This window comes from Aerococcus sp. BD502, assembly GCF_057919555.1.
This window is the reverse complement of sequence record NZ_CP147972.1, coordinates 959,394-982,250: the sequence shown is the minus strand read 5'-3', so window position 1 is coordinate 982,250 and position 22,857 is coordinate 959,394. Positions and strand designations below refer to the sequence as shown.

Genomic DNA, 22,857 nt, shown 5'->3' with positions numbered 1-22,857 from the left:
TAAATTAAGCCCTAGAAAACGAATGTTCATCCGTTTTTTAGGGCTATCGTGTTCTTTTATTCTTTTTCGAAATAGTTTAAGAGATCGGGATCGCGCAAGGAAGCCAAGGGCTTTAAAGTAACGCCAGAAACATCATGATCCAAGCGATACCAATAATCAAATTTAATGAGTCGGTAAGCCGCTGAAGCAATGGGGACGCCCAGAATCATGCCTAAAATGCCGGCCATGCCACCCCCAACGGTAATCGCCACGAGCACAAATAAGCCGGGCAAGCCAATGGAATTCCCCACCACGAAGGGGTAGATGGCATTACTTTCAATTTGCTGGATAATAACGACAAAAATGAGGTAGATGACCATCTGCATGGGCGAATTCACCAGTAGCAGTAAGGCACCGACCGCTGCTGCAATATAGGCACCCACGAAGGGAACAAAGGCAGAAACTCCTGTTAGTGCCCCCAGCATGCCGGCATAAGGTAGGCGGAGAATCCACATGCCCACCGTAATCAAGCAACCTAAAATAATCGCTTCAATCACCTGCCCAGAGAAATAATGGGCAAAGGCATGGTGGACGATCCCTAAAAGATTGAAAATCACATTGGCCGTTTTTTTCTGGGTATAAGTTTTAACGAGCTGGCGGAACTGCCGGCCGAGGCGTTCCTTACTGGCCAAAATATACAAGGAAATCATCCAGGCCAAAAGCCAGTTGAAAAAAGTCGAGGTCGATGTCGCCACAAAGGACAAAATGGAGCCCATGGCGACCTGTGTCCAAGACGTTAGGCGGGCCGCCGCTTGTCGGGTGACATCTGCCAAGTCAATATTGAGGCGTTTGACAATATCCATGCCTGTCGGTAAGCGATCACTGAAGGTCATGAGCCAAGTCTCCCCTTGCTGGATCAAACGGGGCACAGCGGAAGCAAAGGCCACAATCGCATTAACAGCTTGCGGAACCACCAAACTGATCACCAAGGCAAGCACTAAAGTGATGGTCAAGTAACTAAGAATAATTGAAGTAAAGCGACGCAGCCCATTTTGCCAGCCCTTTTGGTGCTTGGGCCAGAGCCAACGCTCATAAGGCTTCACTAGCAGGTTGACCACATAAGCCAGCCCACAGCCTAAAATCACCGGATGAGCCGCTGCTTGTAAATAGCCTAATGTCCTGGTGACAAAAGACCAGTTGGTAATAATGAGAACTAAAAAACCTGCAAATAACAAGACTCGAAAAATGATACGTTCCAGCGTCTTAGCAGACATGTTCTCCCTCCTTTGCATTAATATTTAAGAGACACGATCTTGAGGCTGAGTGAATATAAAGACCCTAAGGAGGGGCTTGAGCATTAGCCAAAAAACATCTTGACGGCTGCTAATTCTTTCAAGCTGTCCTCCCCGTGACGTGGCTAACCGGCCGTGGCGCTCCTTTGAAAAGACGGCTCGCCACGCCAATGCCGGCAGCTCCTCCCCAATCAGCTTTCCCTCCTAGTAGGCACGAGCATACCAGACGGTATACTTAGCAGGTTTGCCACTATAGAGGTCAACAGTTTTTTCTACTGGAGGATCAAAGGGTATATTCCGTGTGGTGAAGCCCGTCGCTTCCTTAACAGCGGCCTCCGATTCCTCAGTGCCATCCCAGCCAGCGAGAATCCAACCGGGATGAGTACCGTCTGCTTCACATTGCTTGAGATGGGCTTCTAAGTCTGCCAGCGTATCGATATCATAATGTTCGTTAGCCTTCCGGAAGGCATCAGCTTTATCGTAGAGGCGTTTTTGCATGCTGCTTAAGCGTTCTGGCAAAACTGTTAGCAAGTCATCGAGGCTGACCTTTTCCTTAGCGTCTTCATCACGCATTTTAAGCATGATATGGCCGCCTTCCAAATCACGAGGGCCAAAGTCCAAGCGTACGGGGATTCCCTTAACCTCCACCTCATTATATTTATAACCTGGTGAGTTATTCGAATCATCCAAAGTGGTCCGATAGCCGGCTTTTTCTAATTCTTGTTGAATATCACGCAATTTGCCTAAGACATCCGGGTTTTTCTTCAGATTCCCGACCGGTAAAAGAGCCACTTGAATTGGCGCCATTTTCGGTGGGAAGACCACACCCCGTTCATCCCCATGAACCATAATCATCGCACCAATGAGGCGAGTGGAGACTCCCCAGGAAGTCGTATAAGCCAATTCATGCTCATTATCTTCGTTTAAGAATTTAATATCGAAGGCGTCCGCGAAATTATTCCCCATGTAATGCGACGTACCCGCTTGCACCGCCTTCGTATCCTTCATCATGGCTTCAATCGAGAAGGTATTCTTCGCTCCCGCAAAACGTTCCGACGGCGTTTTTTCTCCCTTGTAAACTGGCATGGCTAGTAAATCAGACACTACTTCCTCATAAATATCCAAGAAATAACGCACACGGTTTAAAGCTTCTGACTCGCTCGCATAAGCACAATGGCCTTCCTGCCAGAGAAATTCTGAGGTCCGTAAGAAAGGTAGTGTTCGTTTTTCCCAGCGGAAGACGTTCGCCCATTGATTAATTTCCATGGGCAAATCCCGATAGGAATTGATCCAGTCGCTCATGGCCGTCCCGAAAAGCGTCTCTGATGTAGGACGCAAGGCTAAAGGTTCCTCTAACTCTTCGTCGCCAGCTTTGGTGACCCAAGGAAGTTCCGGCGCAAAGCCTTCCACGTGATCCGCTTCCTTCTCAAAATAATGGGCAGGAATCAGCATGGGGAAGTAAACTTCCTCTACGCCACTTTCTGTAAATTTTTCATCAAAAGCTTCGCGAATTTTCTTCCATAAGGCAAAACCGTTCGGGCGGAAAATCATCGTGCCCCGCGCTGGCCCATAGGAAAATAATTCGGCTTGCTGGATGCTTTGTAGATACCATTTGGAAAAATCAGTCGCTTGCAAATTTTTTTCTTGACTCATAAGTCCTCCTTTAAAATAAAAAACGAGTGCGTCAGCCAAGGACGAACACTCGCGGTACCACCTTAATTAAGTAAACTTCTCTCAATAACGATAACGGTGTCAGCCGTATCCCATGACGGATAAATAAAGCAGGAGGTTGGCTGCTTAGCGGGGGAATTTTCGCACCAACAAATTCTCTCTGAACCCATAAGCAATTACTAGTCTGCAGGCTCATTTTGCCTTATTTTTTCACCTTTGTCAATCTCTTCTCTAGGAGGCTACTGATGATGGGCACCAAAACCGCCCCTGCTAACATCTCAAAACCGCCATTGGTGACCATCATAGCCGTCAAAGCACCTAAAACCTCTGTTTCACCGACACCCACAACTTGCATATAGGCCTGCCGCGCCAAGAGCAAAACGCCCAGCAGAACAAATATCGTATTCACAAAAGCCGTCAGCGCACCCGTCAAGATATAAGTGAGCCGATGGTTAAAGTGGCGCTTCAAACTGTCTGCCAAAAGACCGGTCAGATAGCCGGCAAGGAGTCGGGGAACTACCGAAATGATGGGGTTAATAAAGACCGGCGTCATGATTGAAGGCTGCAGTAAATGACGCAGCCAGCCTAAAACACCCCAGCCCAGCCCCATGGCTGCCCCAAAGCGTTGTCCCAGCAAGCTGGCCACCACACTGACCGTCAGCGGAACGAGGGTCAAACTAAAAGGGCCAAGAGGAATATAACCTAGCCAAGGGACAAAAGTTTGTACCATTAAAATCGCCAGTAAAATAGCCAGCACAGCCTGGTGATGAATTTTCTGCTTACTCACATCATCGCTTCTTCCCATAAGAAATTAAAAGCCCGAGGAACCCACCGACTTCATCAGCTATTCTAGCATGAATAAGAAAAAAAGCTAGGGGCTTTTTATAAGTAACATTGTTGACCTCCCAACTCGATAGCTTGACCTGACCTTTCTACTACTTTCTATTTCATATTCCCCTCTTCATAGGCCACAATAACAGGCTTATCCTGCAGGGTGATATGCCCGTTTTGGACTTCAATCGGTTCTTCATTCAAAATATCCTCATAAATACCGTCAGGGATAGGAATGGTGACAATCTCCTCCCCGGGTGGTGTTTTTAATTGGAAAAAGCCGAACAAGTACTCATCATAGTATTCATAAGTGATACGAATCGTATGCGGACTAGCTGCTTCATTATAGTAGAGACCGGCCTTCATGATTTCCCGTTTCTTAATGCGGGCTAAGCGCGCCAGCATGTCACTCATATCAAAAGGCTTCTCCCAAGCTAAAACTTTTTTCTCATGCAGAGGAATCGGATGCCGGCAGCCGTACTCTTGACCCATCATTAGACTGGCAATGCCTTTTTGGAAAACGGACATGGCTGTCCAGTTCACAAGTGCTTCAGCACTAGTAATCTGATTGGAAAAACGCTCAGAAGGCACAAATTCCAAGCCCCGATCCATCACACTGGTCGAGGGTGTAGTCATCTCCCGAATATCTTCCAAGTAAGCATAGTTTTCCATGGACATCTGCCCCCGCAAGAAGCGCTGCTGGATGCCTTTAACAGGTTCAATATTTAGCACATCAAAACTTAAATACAATTCGCCTTCCGTCCAGAAGGGCAACTTACGGCGCTTGGCTTGGTAGAGATCACGCAGGCCAATTTGCCCCCCCAGCCAATAGAAATACTGGTGCACATCCTCCACCTCTGCCCGCGCACTCTGCCAGAATTCCGGGCGAATGTACTGGGCATGCTGGATCGCAAAGCCGTCCACATATTTGGCCCAAAACTTCAATATGGCAATAAGATCATCCCACATTTTAGGATTTTTAAAATCCAGATCAACGACCTCCTCCTCCTCGGTGATGCGGTGGCTGAGCGAACCGTCCTTCTCCCATTTGAAAAAAGCCGGCTCCTCTGTCAATAACTCAGCTGACCTGGCCATACTGGTCAAGGGAAAATTCAACACTACTTGCATGTCTAAATCATGAATGGCATCCACCAAATCCATGAAGGCCACCATATCCCCGTATTCCGGATTCACCCGCTCAAAGCTCTCCGCATAAAGGATTTGTCCGTTGCCTTCTGTCCCTACTTGCGTTGGAAAAATGCTCATGAGATTAATGATATCGACACCCAGAGCCTTCAAGCGGGGGAGGTCGTCAATCACCCCTTGAAAGTCACCTGTTTTTGAATAATTACGAATATAGATTTGATAAATCATTTTATGACGCAAGGTTAAATTGGTCACTTTTGCCATGCCTTCACCTCCTTGTCGGTATCCCTTACATTCTATCACAGCCAGCTTAAAAAAGCTGATTTCTTTCCATTTTATTTACCTTTAAGCGTCTGCTGATAAGCTGCTGCCCAGTGCTTAGCCTCTGCCTCTCCCCAAAATAAGGTCACTGCCGCAAGTACTTGTTCATGTTGACTCAAGCCTACATTAGCCTGACCCCATAAGCTTTCGTAGGCTGCTGCTACCTCTAAATAACGCAGACGATGAAAGGTGAAGTAATAACCCTGGATCGTTTTATTAAGCGCATTCATTAATTTTTTAACGCCTTTCTGTTCTCGCCGGTCGAGAAAGGTGCCGGCAATATTTAACAAGGTATCCAAACGCAAACGATCTTTTCCACCTTGGACGGGCTAGGAGAGATCCGAGGCAATTTCTTGGGCACAAAGCTCTAAGCAGGTAGTTAGCAGATGGCTCGCCACATTGCCCAACATACTAACATCAAAACTTGTCCACACCTCAATCCCCAAAAAATAACCGTGCAGCCAAGCAAGCATCTGCTGATCAGGCTCTTGGCCCAATAATTCAGCTCGTAGGATGAAAAAATTATAAGCTAGCAATTGGTACATAGTCTGCCGCGTACGTGTCGCTCGTTTTTGGCATAAATCAGCCAAGGCAGCTAATTTTTCGATATTTTGCGTATCAATAGCGTTTTGCGCTTCCCGAGTGAGTTCGTTGAGCTCAGGATCCCTCACTTCCTGCCAAGTGAAAAAATCCTGGTAAGCCACGAGTAAAACGTCCAGAAGTGGGAACAAGGTCTCATAAGCCAAACGCGTCTTACCATTTTCAAAATCTGAAATACTAGCCACCGAACCTGCCACTTTAGCGAGATCAGCTAGCGTCCAACCTCTTTGCTGGCGTATTTGCCTAAATTTTTTATGCAGTTCCATCAGCCCCTTTTTCGGTTTTCCGAATATTAAGCCGTTTCTTGTAAAACTAGTTTACCATAAGTCAAGAAAGGAGGGGTGGAAACATGATTATAAGCAAAATTAATGACCCTGAAGTAAATGATTGTATTTTTGAAATTAAAAATGGAATATGTGGAGGCGGGTGCTAATTTTAAAAGAGTAGGCTGTCCTATTATTGGGCAACTTACTCTTCCCTTTATACTAATCAACAAATGAAAGGAAGAGCTATGATTCTACTATCTTCTTATATTATTAAAATTCAAAAAGAAAAATATACGTACCTTAAACTATGAAATACGAGGTGAATAAAATGCGATGCTTAATGTCGTGCTTACCAAAGAAAAAATGCTTTCTCTATCTGTTCTTCGCCTTGATATATTCAGGAAATGGCTTAGTGACCGCTCTTGTTATGGACTACGCCGGCCGATTAAACCCAAATGAACCGGGGCAAATTATAATTTTTGTTGTCGGTGGTTGTCTTTTATTCCTTGTTATTTATTTAGCCATGTATATTGATAATGTCTTGCTCCGGCAAATCATTAAAACTTTTAATCTGAACATGAGCCGACTCAATTTAAGACAATTTGCCAGCCGCCAGCAAGACCAAAGTGCCCAAGCTTGCCTTAGCTTTCAAACTCAAGATCTACCCCTCTTCTGGCAGGAATATTTGCTCCCTCTACTCATTTATCCTATCTGGGGACTGACCTTGTTTGTTTCTATGATTTACCTGTTCCTTAAAAATATACCGCTCGCCCTTGCTTTTATTTTAGGGAGCTGGCTGATGACCGTTCCGCAATTTATTTTTAGCCGCCGTCTTGAACAAGCTGGCGAAGCCTTAAGCCAAGCTAAAGAAATTCAGCTAGCTAGCTTAAATGATTTCACGGCCGGGCTCCCCACAATTCGCCAGCATCAAGCGACCGAGCCCTTCCTTGCACAAATCCTTCTTAAAATTACAGCCATGGAGGATGCCCAAGTCCACTTCTATACCAGCCATAATTTGGTCATGTTCTGGACCGGCCCTCTGAAAGCTCTTGGTCTCCTGCTTCCTTTAGCGGGAGGACTTTTGACCATGGAAGAAACAGGGCTTAATTTGGCTAACTTGCTGGCGATGATGACTGCTGTTACCAGTATGATTCATCCCTGGCACCAAATTCTAGACGCTACCGCCAGCCTCCAGAGCGCCAAAAGCCTTCGGAAAAAAATGCTTGCTAAAATTAAAAAAGGGGTGCCGAAAGAAAAGAAAACGCCAGTAAAGTCACACCAACTCCCTTTAAGTATCGTTTTCAAAAATGCCAGTAAGGCCTATCCTAAACAAGTTATCCTCCAAAAAGCCAATTGGCTCGTTCCAGCCCAAAGCCACACCCTCCTTACTGGAGCAAGTGGTAGCGGCAAATCTACTCTTTTTCGTATGTTATTAGATGAAGAAAAGTTGGACATGGGGACGCTGGAATTGCGCGACCAAAAAGGCCAAATCTATCCACCCAATTGCCAGCAGGTCAGTATGATTGCTCAAAATCCTTACTGTTTCAAATTAGATTTGCGAAGTAATTTAACGCTATTTCAAAAATTTTCAGATGATCGCTTGATTGCTGTGCTGAAGCAGGTCGAGCTTTGGGAAGAGTTAGGTGAAGATTTGGCCTGCCCCCTACACTGCCACCAGCTTTCCGGCGGCCAGCGAATGAAGTTAGAAATTGCTCGGAGCCTGCTCCGTAAAAAAACCAATCCTCCTCGCTGATAAAATCACTGCTGCCCTAGATGCTAAAAATGCGCTTAAAATTCGTCAACTCCTCCATCAGCTTCCAGTCACCTTAGTTGAAATCGCCCACCACTACGAAGCAAGTCATTACGAACGCATTGTCGAGTTAAAGCATGGCCAGGTGTACACGATTAAAAAGCCAGCGAGTCGAACAAAATGATGCCCTCCTTCCCTGGCTGGCCAAGAGATTTGAGAGACATCAGGTGGCTATTCCACAAAAATTTTCGTATCCAATAAAAACCAAGCGAGGAAGGCGCAGACCAAAAAGTACAAGCCTGCCAGCATGAACACCGTCTGAATGGAGAAGCTTTCCCCTAAATAGCCTGCCAAGAGGGTGGCGATAGGAATACAGATAACAGCGATGGTTTTCATAAAGCCAAAAACTCGTCCCGCATAGGCCACGTCCAAATGACGCATGGTCAATGTTTCTGTGAAAATGCCACTCATCACTTTCCAAACTCCGGAAGCAAACATCATCATAGCCATCAACCAACCCATTGTTGACCAAGCCATCATTACGGTTGTGCCTGCCGAAAGCAGAAGCAAGACGCAAATAGCCAGACGGCTGCCTTTCACTTTGCCGGTCATAATACCCGCGCCAGCTAAAACCGCACCTAGAGTCATTGCACTCTGAAAAAGGCCAAAGTAGAAAGGTTTGTCCCCAAAATTTTCATAAATCAATGCCGGCATTAAGGTTCCCGTAAAACTTGTTAGATTCACCATAAAGGCAAGAATACTTAAATTTCTGAGGATCGGATGGCGTAATAAGTAACGGAGGCCTTCGCGCATGGCTTGGATACTTTCTCCTCTTTTTTTAGTCTGTTGCTGGTGTTGATTGGCCTCCTGGCGCTCAATAACTCCCCAGCTAAAGAAATAGAAACCAATAATCACCAAGAAATAACTCAAAGTATTGAAGCTCAAGGAAAGGGCTAAGCCTAGAGCTCCTAACACTAAACCACTAAGACTGGAACTTAGGACTGAAGCGGCTTGACTAACAAAAGCAAAGAAGCCATTCACTTGATCCAAATTTTCTTTCGGGATCATAGTGAGAACCATAGCGCTACGAGCTGGAGAAACAAAGGCAGTGAAAATGTTCAGTGCAGCCATCGAAAAAATGGCTAGCCAAATCGGAAGCTCTCCTCGCCAAGTCACATAAGTAGCAAGTAACAGACTATAGCACATGGCACAGGCATTACTTGCAAAAATAACTCTTTTTTTCGAATAGCGATCCACCACCAAACCTGCAATCGGAGCGATTAATGCATCGGTGAGATGCCAAACGACCCCCACTAAACTGGATAAAAACACAGATTGCGAATCTGCATAAACCACCCACATGCAGGCCATATTGAAAAAGTCGTCTCCAAAGATATTTAGCACCTGACAGAGAGCGAGTAGTAGTGTATTTTTAGAACGAAGAGGTCTAGTAGTTTCCATCAATATACTCCCCTTTTCTGGCCAATAAGGCTTCTCTCCCGACCGCGTCTAGCATAAAATGAAAATTATCGACCTGAATTTCCTTACCATCCATTATATTTTCCAAACGTTTCAAACAAGCCAAAACTCCTAGCGAACCCGTCGCATAGTCATCAGATATTTTAAATAGATGCTTTCCAGGCAATGCTATCCGATGTTCGTCATCATTAACACGATGATAGTAAATAGCAGTGAAATATTGTTTTGCCTGTTTTAAGAATTTTTCCTCTTTTAAAATGATGTAAGCATCAAGTAACGTATTAATAATGCCTGCTAGCAACTATGCATATAGCATGAAGAACAGCTAGCTACTGTTTTAGTCAAATCTGCATCTTCTAGGATTTCTTGAAGGCTTAAGATTTTGTTATCATTTTTGACACCCCTTTCATTTAAAGTAAGTGAATATTATCGTATAAAAAAATAAAAGTCAAGCTTTATCTTGACAGGTTGTAATATAAACTGAAACCCTCAAAAACACAAAAAAGCCCATGTTTTCTGAGCAACTAAATTTAAGATCCATATTTAGAAAGGATCAGAAAACATGAGCTATGTACAGTCTACCACATTTCGCAAGAAAAAAGCGCACCTAAACTACAATGATCGCCTAACCTTAGAGTATTTCATTAAAGAGCGTGAACGACGTTAAAAAATAACTGCTCACTCATCGATAAATTTGGGAAAAGTTGAGAATCAGTAAGGCGATATTCTATCGTGAAATAAAACGAGGCGCTGTTGAAATAAAAGACACGGAGTGGCATTTCTACACCTCTTATTCTGCTGATCTTGCCCTGGCAGATAATGATGCCTGCTCTGCTATGAAGAGGACCCTACTTAAAGATTGCTAAAGATTGCAGATAATCTAGAACTAGCTAATTTCATTGAAAGAAAAATAAGGAAAAGTAATTATTCCCCCATGCCGTGACTCAACTGATCAAACAGCCTCAATATAAAGATCGTTTCAAAGTGTGGGTAAGCTGGCGAACAATTTACAATTATATTGATCAAGGGGTTTTCTATGCAATTACAAATAAAAATTTATTCTGCCAGAGTAGACAACGCCGATGAGACTATCAATCTGTTCGTCGAACACGTTCAGTTGCCTTATGAAAAAGAATTGAGAAGCGACCAGAAGAGATCAATAAACGAAAAGTTTGGGGACATGGGGAAATGGATTGGATTGAAGCTGGAAAGAAAAAGAGTTAAGAAGCTTTGTTAACCTAACTGAACGCCGGATGCGTTATACGTTAATATTCAAACTTCCTAGCCAAACACAAGCTGAAGTCATTCGTGTTTTGAATCATCTACAGGAGAAATACCCTGGCGATTTCTCAAAATTTTTTCGACCCATAACCGTTGATAAAGGTAGTGAATTTCTAAACTGGGAAGGAAGCGAGGAGAGTCAATACGGAAAAGAAAAGCGAACGTTCTTATACAATGCACGCCGGTATGCTTCTTACGAACGAGGGACAAATGAGCAGGCCAATGCTCTTATTCGACGATGATTTAAAAAAGGATGTAATTTGAGCTCCTATTCTTGTTAAGAAGTCAGCCAAGTTCAGATTTGGCTTAACTCCTATCCACGCCAAGTCTTTAATGGACAAAGCGCCCAATAGAAACTCGAAAAAACTCTTCTCAGGTCGCAGGCTGAGAAGAGTTTTTCTGAGTCGCTTTGATACTAATGATTTAGTTATCAGAAAGGTCTCCTTTAACCTTGCAATTTACATATGAGATTTTTAGCCGCTTAAAATATTTTCTCAAGAACGATAAAACCTCAAGCTGGCGCCACTGTTACTAGCCATGAACAAAGTAATCTAAAAATTCAAACTTCTTTCCACAGTTTTCTGTTTGTGTCTTAAACGTATTCGGACGATAGGAATAACACTTCCTCTCATCAAGCCAATGAACCATGAACTGGTCAAAATGCTTGAAATCTCGGTAATCATGAGTCACCATCACAATCGTCTTCCCCTGCATTTGTGCCAGTAACTGTAGCAATAAGGCAGCATAGCGCCGATCCAAAGAAGAAGTGGGTTCGTCTAAAATATAACAGGCTTTATCGACCTGCAAAAATAAAAACAATTGAACCAAACGCTGCTCTCCACCTGAGCATTCATAGTAATATTGCTGCCACTTATCAGCGAAGAAGTCATTAACGAGTGGGGGTAACTGCGCTTCAATCTCCTGACATTGTAAATAAGGCTGTTTCCAAGCCACTCCTAAAATTAATTGTGCAATCTCTAGGCAAGTCATTCTCCCCAACATGGGCAAGCCCTGACTAATCGCCAAATAATTATTTTTAAAACAATAATCCCGAACACAGTGAGCCTGCCTAAGGCCTAGAAAAATGTCTAATAGGGTTGACTTACCTACACCATTTCTGCCAAATAAAAAATTAAGTTCCCCCTCTTGAACGCAAAAAGAAAGATCGTCAAATAGAAGCTTGTGATTGCCCGGATAATGGTAGGTGAGATGCTCTAAGTGCATTAAATCCCCTCCAAAGGTAAAATATTAAAAGTTGACACCGAATAAAAGCCCAGGGGTAAATATACTAAGGGAGGAGCTAAGAATAGCGGCGATAATATTTCCAGTCCATAAAAAGAAGCTAGAACATGATTACTCACGGCCAAAGGATTAACCAGATTCCACCAACCGATGGACAGCACCGATATATAAAGCAGGCCAATCGCTCCGAGAGTCAGTAAACCTGTGTAAGTGTTAATCGTTCGTGCACTGATTCGAAATAAAAACAGGAGGCTGGCTAAAGCTAAAAAGGAAGGATAGAGTAAAGTAGCGGCCAGTAAAGCAACGAGTAATAACCGCAATAAAGCTACAGCTTGCGACGAAAAAATAAGCATTAGCAAGCCCAGAATAGCGACAATCGATAGAAATAGAAATAGAAATTCGACAATGGCTTTGGCCAAAAAAATAACCCAATGAGAACTGACGAGCGTATGATACTGTTTCAAATAACCTTGCTCACGCAGTAAGATGTAGTCGGCGATGACATTGATGCCAGCAACCAAGAGCAAATAAGATAGCCAAGGAATAATTTGCCGAATTACCAGTTCGGGATCACTCTTTCCGATACTATTCATGATCAATAGCAAGGCAGGTAAAAAGATCTTATATAAGTAATTAACAGGGGTTGATAGGGTTAATTTTAAAAAGTATCGACTAAAAACAAACACTTCAATACATTGCGCTCTCATCACGAATCCTCCTAAGGAAATGGTATCCGGCCTTTATTTTTTTGTTTCTGTAAAGAACCGTTAAACTCAAAACAAGAAAGCTCTTCCTGTGTAAATAAAGGCACATTCATATGCGGAAAGGCTCCTTCAGGCGCAAGACATTTTACTATTTTTATACCCATTTGAGCAGGTGCTCGTAGAAAACGTTGACGCTATTATAGCTCGGTTTAAGTCAGCCCCTGAACCTACTCCACAGCTATCAAGATATACATCATTCGAAAAATATAGCATAGAAGAATTTAGCAAAACAGTCTCTTGGTTTGATAATCTCAATCCGTTTTGTTTATTTTGGCTACCTCTAAATAAATACAATCTCTCAAGATATTCACCAATGCATGCTTGATAGGAACTGGTTGTTGAAGTAGACACACCATGGCCAATATGGTTATAGTTATTCAGATTAACAAAGCTACTTTCTATAAGATTATGTCGATAAAGTGATCTTTTGATATTTAAACTACTGTATTCATTTAGAAAGTTAACAGCAACCATCTCTTATCACCCACTAATGGGCTAACTGTTTCTTTTTATTTTCAATCTCTAAATGCCTTATTTTTTATTCATGCGTCCACAAACTCATCAATTTGCCACTGCAAGGTCAGAAAAGTCGCAACACCTACTGCCACCAAGTCCAAGCCTCCACGGCAGAGTAAATCCCACCAAGCCCATTCAAAGCGCAAGCCTAATTGCACGTGGTAGAGCATAATCAAGGGCGCCGTGTAAAGCAACGTAAACTGCAGAAATTTCCCTTTTTTATCTTGGCGACGGGTGAAGCGCTGCAGCAAGCAAAATACTATGCCATAGGCCAAGCCTAAAAGCAGCGCCCACAGAAAATTGAAGGCATTGAAAGGACTAGGAAATTGATAAATGTCTAAGGCCAAGTAAGCAATCACACGGAAGACAAAAACGGCTCCAGTAAACACCAATAAAGCCCGCCCGTAAATAAAAGGCTGGCGTTGGTGCTGGTAGCGTTTGGTCGCCACAAAGGCTGCCAATAGCGCTCGTAAGGTTAAAAAAAGCAGCACGCCTTTAAGCAATTCTAGCGAGAGTGACAAGGCCGCTTGATGGGGGAGGGGCTCCACTAAATATAACAACCAGAGTAAGCCTGTCCCTAAAGTGAAGACGCTAGTTTTCGCCAAGCGTCCCCCCGTTAGCCGTAAATCAAATAATTCATAACTTGCCGCTACCATTGTCCATAAGGCACCCATCACCAGTAAATAAAGGAAGGAATAGAGTACCGGACTTGCCATCAAGCTTTGCGTCAGCAAGACACCCGGCACATGAGGTTCGGGCAAGAAAATTAAGAGCGCCCATTGAAGCAGAGCCACCAAGTACCCCACCCCTGCATATTTTAACCAGCGTGTCTGACTCACAATACCGTCCTTCCTAAATTAGAAACCCTGGTCTTCCAGGTAAGTTTTCAATACGACTGCATTATTTTCTTGCTCATTTTTAGAGGCATAAACGAGGGTTAATTTTTTCCGATCTTCTTCTTTGAAGGTTTGCTTCAAGTTTTTGATGGCTTCCTGAGCCTCGTCGCTGTTCTCTAATTCTTCAATAAATTTCTTCTTAAAGCTCTCAAAATCATCATGATCATGGAACCATTTCCTCAATTCATCAGAGGGAGCGAGGGCTTTGCTCCAATCATCAAGCTTGGCTTTTTCCTTACTCACTCCACGCGGCCACAAGCGATCCACCAATAAGCGATAGCCATCTTGGGGCTCGGCTTTGTCATAAGCACGTTTTAATGCCAACATCCTGGCTGCCTCCTCTCTTTCCTTTCTATTATACAATTATACAATGAAAAAGGTTGTCAATTCTAGTGGGGGCCTTTGAAAGCAAGACAACAAGAAAACATCAACGCTGATAGCGAGCCTCTTCCTTCCTTCTTAATCCTTTTTGTGCTATACTTATTTCGAATTAGAAATATAGAGGAGGAGCAAGCATGACCCCTGAGAAGAGACTGATGCCGAAATTTGATATGAATAAGGGTTTAGAGTTTGGCTTATATACTCTAGGTGAGCACATGCCCCATCCGGTGACGGGAGCACATCTCACCTCCAAGGAGCGCATTAAGCAAATCATCAACATGGCGCAATGGGCAGAGGAGGCAGGCTTTGATAGCTTTCAAGTCGGAGAATCCCACCAGGAATACTTTATCTCCCAAGCCCACTTTGCCATTCTCGCTGCCATTGGCCAAGCTACCGATAAGCTTAAAATTGGTTCCAGTGCCACTATTGTGAGCACCGATGATCCCGTTCGTATTTTCGAGGCGGCAGCAACCATCGACTTAATCGCAGATGGCCGCTTTGAATTAGTGGGTGGCCGGGCTTCGCGCTTGGGTCTCTTCAAGCTTTTGGGCTATAACCGGCGCGATTATGAGGCTTTATTTGAGGAAAAATTTGAACTCCTTTTACAAATGAATAACGAGCAGCGGGTGACTTGGGAAGGAAATTTCCGTGCTCCCCTGGACGATATGTTAATTCTGCCACGCACAGAACATGAAAACGGTGGTGTTCCAATTTGGCGAGCCGTCGGTGGCTCCATGCAATCCGCCATGCGCTGTGGAGAAATGGGCGTTCCCTTCCAATTGGCACATCTCACCGGTCCCGCAGAAACCTTCCAAATGTATATTGACCGCTTCCGAAAATCTGCCGAAGAAGCTGGCTATGATGCCAGTCAGATTCCTGTTTGCACTGGCGGCTTCCTCTGTGTCCGTGAAAACACCCTGGATGCTTATCGAACCTGCTATGAACCGATCGCTGCCGGCCTCAAAAAAGCCAATGGCACCACGCTCTCCAAACGTGTCTTCGCCCAAGGCCAAGACCAACGCAGCATTATTAATGTTGGGGATCCGGAATTAATTATCGATAAATTGCTCTACCAGCACGAATTATTCAACAATCAGCGCTATATTGGGCAAATTGATTTTGGCGGCCTCAGTGAAAAGGATATTCGTCAAACAATCGATATGATGGCAGAGAAAGTCATCCCAACTGTCAAGAAATATACCAGAAAGGATGAACAATACGGTGGCTAAGTTAAATATTACTCTCTTGCAAAGTTCAGCCTTTGGCAATAAAACCGAAATTGCCTTGGCAAAATTAGCCCAAAAATTAGAAGCCAGTGGGCAAGACGTTACTACCCTCAATTTAAAACAGTTAGAGCTTGAATTCTGTGATGGGCGTAACTTTACGGAATACGAAGGCGACACCAAAAAAGTCATCGATACAATCATGGCCACTGATGTCCTCTTTATCGGCTTCCCCGTCTTCCAAGGCAGCATTCCTGGCACGCTGAAGAATATTTTTGACCTGCTGCCCCAAAATGCCCTGGAATATAAAACCGTCGGCTGCATTGTCACTGCTGGCTCCAAGCGGCATTACCTTGTCTGCGAACAGCAGCTCCTCCCCATCCTTCGCTATATGAGGGCTAACGTCGTCTCACGCTATGTCTTCATCACTGACACGGATTTTACCGGCCAAGAACTCACCAGCGATGATATCGACTTCCGCCTCGATCGACTCCTAGAAGACACCCTTGTCCTCGCCGAAACCTACCAGCACATCTGGCAAAAACAAGAGAACAGTTATGGCTTTTAGGATACGAATCCACCATAGTCTCCGCTGAGTTGAGTCGATGAAGATGGTTCTGGCTTTAGCCAGGTTCATCCTCATTGACTAACGCAAGCGTAGAGACTGGTGGTGAGTTCAACTTTATGACATAACGTCCTCCTTCTGGGTTGGCCTTCACACCCTTATATTGTTCGGAGTGGAGCCTCACCTGCCGAGCTGAGCTGGACTTAAAGTTAGGAACTACCGGGACATCACTTCAAAGTCCAACTAACGCAGACGCAGGAACTATTGATCAACCAGATTTAAAAACCCTTCGTGATTTGCATTATAAAAATACAAGCCTAAATCCACCTAAGTAATTAGGAAAAAAGCTCTCAAAATAAAACCAAGAAGTTACCATTTTAACGTGAGTCCTTCTCACGTTTTTTTCGTCGTTTAATAACGTTATCAAAAAAATATTTTTGAAGATAGCGTTTTGAGCCCTTGCTTTGTTCGCCTAAGTACCGTATAATACCGAAAGTTTGAGCAATTTTAAGACATACGTTTAGGAGGCACGCAATGGAATTTAATATCAGTAAATTAAATATGATCTATGACATTGAAGAGCACCCACCCCTCGGCCAAGGCTTGTTGCTAAGTTTCCAGCACGTCTTTGCCATGTTTGGCGCCACCATTCTTGTGCCCATTATTCTTGGCTTACCCGTTTCTGTCGCCCTTTTCTGTAGTGGCCTAGGAACCCTCATTTACCACGCCTTCACCAAATCCAAGGTTCCTGTCTACTTGGGCTCGTCTTTTGCCTTTGTGGGGGCAATGGCTTACGCTATCAAGCAAATGGGCGGAGATATTTCGGCTGCCCAAACCGGCGTCATCCTCACCGGCCTCTTCTACGTAATTGTCGCCTTTGTGGTTAAGGCAATCGGCACGCGTTGGATTGACCGCCTCCTGCCTCCGATTGTGATTGGGCCGATGATTATCGTCATTGGTTTAAGCTTATCCAGCACTGCGGTGCAAAATGCTGGCCTCATTGAAAAGGGAAACTGGCGGGAAATGCTGGTGGCTTTAATCACCTTCCTCATTTGTGCCTTCGTTAACACCAAAGGCAAAGGCTTTATCCGCGTCATTCCTTTCTTGGTGGGACTCGTTGGGGGCTATATTGTGGCTCTCTTACTAGGCATTGTGGACCTCTCACCGGTGCATGAGGCCGCTTGGTTCCAATTCCCTGAATTCTTCCTGCCCTTCAAAACTGCCCATTTCGGCCATTACCAATTCTATTTTGGCCCCGAAGCCATTGCGATTCTGCCTGTAGCCTTAGTGACGATTTCTGAGCATATTGGGGACCATACCGTGCTTAGTGAAATTTGCGGCCGGCCTTTCCTTCAAAAACCTGGCCTCGATAAAACTCTCATGGGAGATGGGGTCGCAACTGCGGTTTCTGCCTTTTTGGGGGGACCAGCGAACACGACCTATGGGGAAAATACTGGGGTGATCGGCCTAACCCGTGTGGCTTCCACCACCGTCATTCGAAACGCCGCCATCATTGCTATGGCGCTTAGCTGCCTCGGTAAATTTACAGCTCTGATCCAAACCATGCCCAATAGCGTACTCGGCGGAATGTCTATCCTTCTCTACGGGGTCATTGCCTCTAACGGGCTCAAAGTCCTCATCGAAGCTCAAGTGAACTTCAACCATGTTCGTAACCTGGTGATCGCCAGTGCCATGTTGGTGCTCGGGCTGGGGGGTGCCGTACTTGAAATCAGTGTCTTCACCTTATCCGGCACAGCCCTCGCTGCCATTGTCGGCATTATCTTGAACTTAATTCTCCCCCCAGCTGAAGAAGAATAATTGAAGCCAAAAAATCGCCTGCCGCAAACAGAGACAGGCGATTTTTATATTCGTAAACTGTTTTAGTCTTTTAAGGTATAGGTGAAGGCCACATACTCACCGTCTTCAGGTAAATTATCGCTATTCACCTTGAATTCAACTTCCTTGCGGTCCTCAATCGCCACCAAGGTATAGGTGGCATTCGAAGTAATCCCCACAAAGCAGCTATCCAAGCATGTAATGCAGCCGGTTGGGATTTCCTTTGCACCGTCTAAGTTGCCACTGAACCGCATGTCGATGGGCTTGCCATTGGAATCCTCAAAAATTTCCTCCAAATTATGCTCGCTCTGATCGGGGTTGGTGACCGTTACTTCTAAGGATGAGCCTTCTGTGGGCGTGTTCGCCGCATTCTCTTCCGTCACATTATCGCCCGGTTTTGCCCCTATATCTAAGAGTGCTTGGTGAAAGTCAGCCGGACTCACTTCAGAGACAAAGAGGGACTTATCCGCAATGCTGCCATCCTTGAAAATAACGGCATGCCGGGTTGCTTCCTCAAAATATTTACCATTTACCTTAGCGAGCAAGGTCACTGTTTTAGCTTCCTTGTCCACTTTCAAAGGTTCTGCCAAACTAACCCCAGCAATACTGTCCTCGCTGGCATCACCCTTCGCTGAGCTTTCCTTTGCATTTTCAACCATTTCGCTTTTTTCACTGCTAACATCCTTAGTGTTTGCCGTCTCATTTCCTTTCCCACAAGCCACAAGAACAAAGAAGGCAAGGAACAACAGACCCAAGTAACGACTCCATTTCTTCATCCCATCACTCCTAACAAATTTTATCTTATATTCTTAGGTTAGCACTTATGTTTAATAAGTAAAGCGATATGACTAATTCGGCCCATAATCAACCCAGAGAAAATACCCCGTTAAACCCACAATAGTCCAGGCCAAGAAAACTGCCCAAGGTACGACAAAAGCGATCGGAGTGTGAGGAAGAAAGAGATCACGCACTATGTACAAGAGTGTGGGCCCTTTGCCCAAGAATATTGCCAGCAAGACACCACCATCACCGAGAAGCAAGCCCCAGATAGGATACTGAAACCAATAAGTTCCCACTAGAGTCAAGAGGAGCACTCCCCAAAAAACAGGTCGAGGGTGGATGCGCATGGCCAGCCAAATATTAGCCTCTAGTCCCAACAAGATAAGCAAGCTCACTGGCAAACTTAAAGCCAAAGCACGCCCGGCTCGTTGGAGGTAGAACTTGTATTTAAAAGCCACAATGGCCACCTCCTTTCGCTTCTAGAGTAGCAAAAAACCGCTAGGCGAGCTAGCGGTAGAAGTGGAGTGAGATTTTAACTTTAGTACCAGCCGTTGGCGTTCCAGAAAGCTAAGGCATTGTCCCAAGAACCGTAACGGTTAGCCACGTATTGGTCGGCAACCCGTTCTTGGTTGGCTGGGGAATAGTCGCCACCGAGGTAGCTGGCGCTCAATTGGTAGCGGCCGATGTATTGGCCATTCCGAGCGTTGTAGGAGCCACCGGATTCGCGTTGGGCGATAATTTCTTTGGCGCTAGAACTTTGCCCCTGGTAGTTGTTATTGACTGGTGCTTGTTGAACGGGTGCTTTTTTTGCTGGTGCTTGCGCTACTGATTTTTGTGCTGGCGCTTGAGCTTGGGCTTTAGGCGCTGCTTTTTTCGCAGGAGCAGGGTCATTTTCTGCCTTCACGGACTTAGCTTCCCCAGAAGCATCCGTCGTGATGACAAGTTTTTCACCTGGCATAATTAGGTTTTTATTTTCAATGTCGTTTAATTCGGCCAAAGCATTCACGTCTGCCTTGATAGCGCGAGCGATCACACCGAGCGTGTCGCCCCATTGAATGGTGTAAGTTTTTTCGTTGCCGGCTTCAACAATGTCCGCTTGAACTTGTTCAACCGTGCGTGCTTCCCAGCTAGCCGCTTCCACGTGGTCGCCCATCATGGCATCAACACCAAAACCAACCACAGCAACACTAGCAGCTAAGAGGAACTTATTTACTTTCATCATCATTCTCCTTTAAATTTTTCGATTTCTATCGCTTCTAAAGTGGGGACATTTCCCACTAGCAAGGCGTCTTGCCTCGAACACTTAGTATCTTAGCATAGGAAAACCGAAAAAAAAGGCCTTTGACGGACTTGTTAAGGACCTTTAAACTTCTTGTAAAGCCATCCCCGACTATATCAAATTCATGTTACGCTTGTCATCGTTTTGTAAAGGAAAAACGGGGCAAAACCCCGTCAGAACTTACTTTGTATTAGTCGGCTGCTGTAAAAATACTGGCCTAAACCGCCGGATCAGACGTCGAAGCCACCTCACCAGCTTTTGCTAAATTAGCATAAGTTTTCAGACAAATACCATAAAGTAAAGCTGCCAAACAAAGACTAATCGCCAAGCTAAGCCAAGTAAAAGCCGTTATTTTCACAAAACTTTGCATTAGGCCCATCAGGTTAGCAAGGATTTGCTGGGCAATTGTGATCACTAAGCCCGTAAGGAAAGCTTGCTTCGTTTTTAGATCCACTTGTGCATTTTCCTGGCGTAATTTCCGCCACTCCTTAAACATGAAGTAAACAATGACCCCAAAAGCAAGCAAGTAAAGCAAGGATAATAACGTAAAGGGGAGCGAATGCTGATACTCATGCACTTGCTTCAAAATCGTCATGGCTTCCTTGCCCTGACTGCCAAGGCTTCCCATTTCTCCCTGCATTTTACCCATCATCGTCTCTTCAAAAGGCTTATGATTTAAGGAATTAACAAAATTAAAAGCTTGCGAAATCACTCGAATAACATTCACAACCATAAAGAAAATCGCAAAATTCTTCAACCGACGCACCCAAGACTGATGTCGACTCGTTTCCATAGCCACACTCCTTCATCTCATTTGAATCAATTATAACGAAAATAATCCCATCTTCAAAAGGATACGATTCCACCAAGGTTCCCGCTGAGTTGACAACAGGAAGGGAGACCAGAACAGCAGGCGGAAACACTGGAAAACCAGGATACGAAGCCACCGCTTGCCCCCGCTGAGTTGACTGCTTAGAATGGTTCTGACGATAGTCAGGTTCATTCAAAGCAGTAACGCAAGCGACGGGGCAGGTGGTGAGTTCAACTATAGGATACGAACCCACCAAAGTCTCCACTGAGTTGACAACAGGAAGGGAGACCAGAACAGCAGGCGGAAACACTGGAACTAAAGGAAGGTTCTGGTCTAAAACCAGGTTCTTCCTTTAGTGAAGTGGAAGTCCAGCCTGCCTGGTCGACCTGGACTACAGAATGGTTCTGACGATAGTCAGGTTCATTCAAAGCAGTAACGCAAGCGACGGGGCAGGTGGTGAGTTCAACTATAAGGATACGAAGCCACCAAAGTTCCCGACGAGTTGACTCTTGAGGACGGTTCTGACGGAGTCAGGTTCGTCCTCAAGAGTAACGCAGGCGTAGGAACTGGTGGTGAGTTCAACTAAAGGCTGCGAAGGTCGCACGTCGCCGCCGAGTTGACCTGAGGAGCATGCATTTTTGAAGAAAATACATGCTCCTCAGGTAACGCAGGGGAAGCGACCGGCCTGAGCGTAACTTGGAGTCAGGCAGAAACGGCATAGCCTTGTCTCTAGCTTAGTTAGGTTTAGGTCTAGAAGGAGTCCCTCACCCCCTTCTTTAGTGAAGTGGAGCCTCGCCGGCCAAGTTGAGCTGGACTAAAAAGTAGGAAGCAAATATCATACAAAAAGCAAGCACAGCATGATTAATCCAATAAAAAAACCGCCTAGCAAAGGCGGTTTCTCTATTCATGGACCATGGGGGACTCGAACCCTCGACCCTCTGATTAAGAGTCAGATGCTCTACCAACTAAGCTAATGGTCCCAATGAGTCTATTATAGCTGCTTTCCACTTAGCTTTCAAGACTTTTTCAGAAAAAAATGAGTTTTTTGAGGAAATTTCAAGGCAAGTAAAACTTCGTCCGCCTAGCTAATTTAAGACAGATTCAGCAAATGGGTGAGGATTAAAAATGCTACGGAAACTCCATTATTTAAAAAGTGCAGTAACATAGAATCCTTAATATTATTACGCCGACTATAAGCTAAATACAGCGCAACACCTAGAAGGAAATACATGAGGAAGGAAAAAATACCCGTGGGCCCATGGAAGAAGGCGAAAATCGTGCTACTAACCAGGAGAGGCGCATAGAATTGCCCAGGCTTAAACAAGAGATGCTTGAAACCGGCCCGAAAAACAATTTCCTCAATGATGGGGGCCCCTACGGTCGTCATCAGGGCAAAAATTAAGGCTCCCCAAATATTTTTTGTGCTGTTCAGCATCAATTGCAAGCTGGCATCATTGGGTGTGGTTTCGATCCCTTCAAAATGCACCATAAAGTAATTTAAGATAACAATAAGCAAGCGTACAACCAACCAAAAGCCGACGCCATATAAGAAATCCTTCCTGCCCAACTTAGCGAGGTTATCGCCTGACTGCCAGCGCTGGTATAAGCGCCAAGCGAGAATAGCAACGCCAATTTGAACAATCAGGGCCAGAATAAATAAAATAAGGCCACCCCAAAGACCAAAAATAGCGGTCAAGGGCATAAAAACACCGAGTAAAATAGTCGCTAACATATTTAAGGCAAACAAACCAATGACCTTCAAGGCGTTGAGGAGCCACTGGCCAATGGTGCGTGTCGAATCGTTCATGCTAAACCTCCTCAAAAACTCTCTTCCTATCATAACATATTCGAACAGAGCCTTGCACTAAAATTAACTTTCACTAATAGCATCTTAATCTTTTCACCAAAAGAAAAAAGGGCTGGCTAGAAGCCCTCCCTAGAGGGAAAA

General features: G+C 44.7%; 23 protein-coding genes and 1 tRNA gene. 6 read left to right on the top strand and 18 right to left on the bottom strand.

All coding sequences use genetic code 11. The annotated features are described in order from the left end of the window. Positions 1–56 precede the first annotated feature (56 nt). From WF803_RS04565 to WF803_RS04540, 6 genes are all read right to left on the bottom strand, one after another. Complete coding sequence (locus tag WF803_RS04565; RefSeq protein WP_489610373.1) at positions 57–1,253, bottom strand: AI-2E family transporter; 1,197 nt, start codon at positions 1,251–1,253, stop codon at positions 57–59. A 222-nt stretch (positions 1,254–1,475) separates the two neighbouring features. Continuing rightward, a complete protein-coding gene (gene proS, locus WF803_RS04560) occupies positions 1,476–2,924 on the bottom strand; it encodes a proline--tRNA ligase (protein ID WP_489610372.1) in 1,449 nt (482 codons plus the stop codon). A 220-nt stretch (positions 2,925–3,144) separates the two neighbouring features. Further along, on the bottom strand, positions 3,145–3,747 hold the full coding sequence (locus WF803_RS04555; RefSeq protein ID WP_489610371.1) for an ECF transporter S component: 603 nt from the start codon (positions 3,745–3,747) through the stop codon (positions 3,145–3,147). A 137-nt stretch (positions 3,748–3,884) separates the two neighbouring features. Next, entirely contained in the window at positions 3,885–5,183 is a 1,299-nt protein-coding gene (locus tag WF803_RS04550; protein WP_489610370.1) for an alpha-amylase family glycosyl hydrolase, read from the bottom strand. A 71-nt stretch (positions 5,184–5,254) separates the two neighbouring features. Continuing rightward, positions 5,255–5,545, bottom strand: a complete 291-nt coding sequence (locus tag WF803_RS04545; RefSeq protein WP_489610369.1) for a hypothetical protein — start codon at positions 5,543–5,545, stop codon at positions 5,255–5,257. Positions 5,546–5,569: 24 nt separating this feature from the next. After that, the gene (locus WF803_RS04540; protein ID WP_489610368.1) at positions 5,570–6,106 is read right to left on the bottom strand and encodes a helix-turn-helix domain-containing protein; all 537 of its coding nucleotides are present in this window, start codon (positions 6,104–6,106) and stop codon (positions 5,570–5,572) included. 340 nt (positions 6,107–6,446) lie between these two features. On the opposite strand from WF803_RS04540, the gene WF803_RS04535 reads away from it, so the two are divergent. Further along, positions 6,447–7,859 carry an ATP-binding cassette domain-containing protein gene (locus tag WF803_RS04535; RefSeq protein WP_489610367.1) on the top strand — a complete coding sequence of 471 codons (1,413 nt, stop codon included), beginning with the start codon at positions 6,447–6,449 and terminating at the stop codon, positions 7,857–7,859. Next, positions 7,816–8,040 (top strand): hypothetical protein, encoded by a 225-nt coding sequence (locus WF803_RS04530; RefSeq protein WP_489610366.1) that lies wholly within the window; start codon positions 7,816–7,818, stop codon positions 8,038–8,040. Before WF803_RS04535 ends, WF803_RS04530 begins: the two co-directional genes overlap by 44 nt. A gap of 47 nt (positions 8,041–8,087) precedes the next feature. Here WF803_RS04530 and WF803_RS04525 read toward each other — a convergent pair whose 3' ends face one another. Together WF803_RS04525 and WF803_RS04520 are read right to left on the bottom strand one after the other, a co-directional pair. Further along, positions 8,088–9,317 (bottom strand): MFS transporter, encoded by a 1,230-nt coding sequence (locus tag WF803_RS04525; RefSeq protein WP_489610365.1) that lies wholly within the window; start codon positions 9,315–9,317, stop codon positions 8,088–8,090. Then, positions 9,304–9,636 (bottom strand): hypothetical protein, encoded by a 333-nt coding sequence (locus WF803_RS04520; RefSeq protein ID WP_489610364.1) that lies wholly within the window; start codon positions 9,634–9,636, stop codon positions 9,304–9,306. Before WF803_RS04520 ends, WF803_RS04525 begins: the two co-directional genes overlap by 14 nt. 735 nt (positions 9,637–10,371) lie before the next feature. Here WF803_RS04520 and WF803_RS04515 point away from each other — a divergent pair. Then, positions 10,372–10,572: a hypothetical protein gene (locus tag WF803_RS04515; RefSeq protein WP_489610363.1), complete on the top strand. Its 201-nt coding sequence runs from the start codon at positions 10,372–10,374 to the stop codon at positions 10,570–10,572. 575 nt (positions 10,573–11,147) lie between these two features. Here the strand turns inward: WF803_RS04515 and WF803_RS04510 are convergent. The 4 genes from WF803_RS04510 to WF803_RS04495 all read right to left on the bottom strand — a co-directional run bounded on the left by WF803_RS04510 (position 11,148) and on the right by WF803_RS04495 (position 14,361). After that, positions 11,148–11,840, bottom strand: a complete 693-nt coding sequence (locus WF803_RS04510) for an ATP-binding cassette domain-containing protein (RefSeq protein WP_489610362.1) — start codon at positions 11,838–11,840, stop codon at positions 11,148–11,150. Continuing rightward, positions 11,840–12,565 carry a hypothetical protein gene (locus WF803_RS04505; RefSeq protein ID WP_489610361.1) on the bottom strand — a complete coding sequence of 242 codons (726 nt, stop codon included), beginning with the start codon at positions 12,563–12,565 and terminating at the stop codon, positions 11,840–11,842. Before WF803_RS04505 ends, WF803_RS04510 begins: the two co-directional genes overlap by 1 nt. A 599-nt stretch (positions 12,566–13,164) precedes the next feature. After that, on the bottom strand, positions 13,165–13,977 hold the full coding sequence (locus WF803_RS04500; RefSeq protein ID WP_489610360.1) for a hypothetical protein: 813 nt from the start codon (positions 13,975–13,977) through the stop codon (positions 13,165–13,167). 18 nt (positions 13,978–13,995) lie between these two features. Next, on the bottom strand, positions 13,996–14,361 hold the full coding sequence (locus WF803_RS04495) for a DUF488 domain-containing protein (protein WP_489610359.1): 366 nt from the start codon (positions 14,359–14,361) through the stop codon (positions 13,996–13,998). A gap of 188 nt (positions 14,362–14,549) precedes the next feature. Between WF803_RS04495 and WF803_RS04490 the strand changes: the two genes are divergently transcribed. The 3 genes from WF803_RS04490 (at position 14,550) to WF803_RS04480 (ending at position 18,021) form a co-directional block, all read left to right on the top strand. Next, positions 14,550–15,644, top strand: coding sequence for an LLM class flavin-dependent oxidoreductase (locus tag WF803_RS04490; protein WP_489610358.1), 1,095 nt, complete (start codon positions 14,550–14,552; stop codon positions 15,642–15,644). Then, positions 15,637–16,206 carry an NADPH-dependent FMN reductase gene (locus WF803_RS04485; protein ID WP_489610357.1) on the top strand — a complete coding sequence of 190 codons (570 nt, stop codon included), beginning with the start codon at positions 15,637–15,639 and terminating at the stop codon, positions 16,204–16,206. Before WF803_RS04490 ends, WF803_RS04485 begins: the two co-directional genes overlap by 8 nt. Positions 16,207–16,737: 531 nt before the next feature. Next, on the top strand, positions 16,738–18,021 hold the full coding sequence (locus WF803_RS04480) for a uracil-xanthine permease family protein (protein WP_489610356.1): 1,284 nt from the start codon (positions 16,738–16,740) through the stop codon (positions 18,019–18,021). A gap of 62 nt (positions 18,022–18,083) precedes the next feature. Here the strand turns inward: WF803_RS04480 and WF803_RS04475 are convergent, their stop codons facing one another. The 6 genes from WF803_RS04475 to WF803_RS04450 form a co-directional block, all read right to left on the bottom strand. Continuing rightward, positions 18,084–18,815, bottom strand: coding sequence for a YdjY domain-containing protein (locus WF803_RS04475; RefSeq protein ID WP_489610355.1), 732 nt, complete (start codon positions 18,813–18,815; stop codon positions 18,084–18,086). A 72-nt stretch (positions 18,816–18,887) separates the two neighbouring features. Next, positions 18,888–19,277: a hypothetical protein gene (locus WF803_RS04470; RefSeq protein ID WP_489610354.1), complete on the bottom strand. Its 390-nt coding sequence runs from the start codon at positions 19,275–19,277 to the stop codon at positions 18,888–18,890. A gap of 80 nt (positions 19,278–19,357) precedes the next feature. After that, complete coding sequence (gene apf, locus WF803_RS04465; protein ID WP_489610353.1) at positions 19,358–20,038, bottom strand: aggregation-promoting factor; 681 nt, start codon at positions 20,036–20,038, stop codon at positions 19,358–19,360. 277 nt (positions 20,039–20,315) lie between these two features. Further along, on the bottom strand, positions 20,316–20,891 hold the full coding sequence (locus WF803_RS04460; RefSeq protein WP_489610352.1) for a hypothetical protein: 576 nt from the start codon (positions 20,889–20,891) through the stop codon (positions 20,316–20,318). Positions 20,892–21,816: 925 nt separating this feature from the next. Further along, positions 21,817–21,889 (bottom strand) — tRNA-Lys (locus WF803_RS04455). Positions 21,890–21,999: 110 nt separating this feature from the next. Further along, complete coding sequence (locus WF803_RS04450) at positions 22,000–22,716, bottom strand: CPBP family intramembrane glutamic endopeptidase (RefSeq protein ID WP_489610351.1); 717 nt, start codon at positions 22,714–22,716, stop codon at positions 22,000–22,002. Positions 22,717–22,857 lie beyond the last annotated feature (141 nt).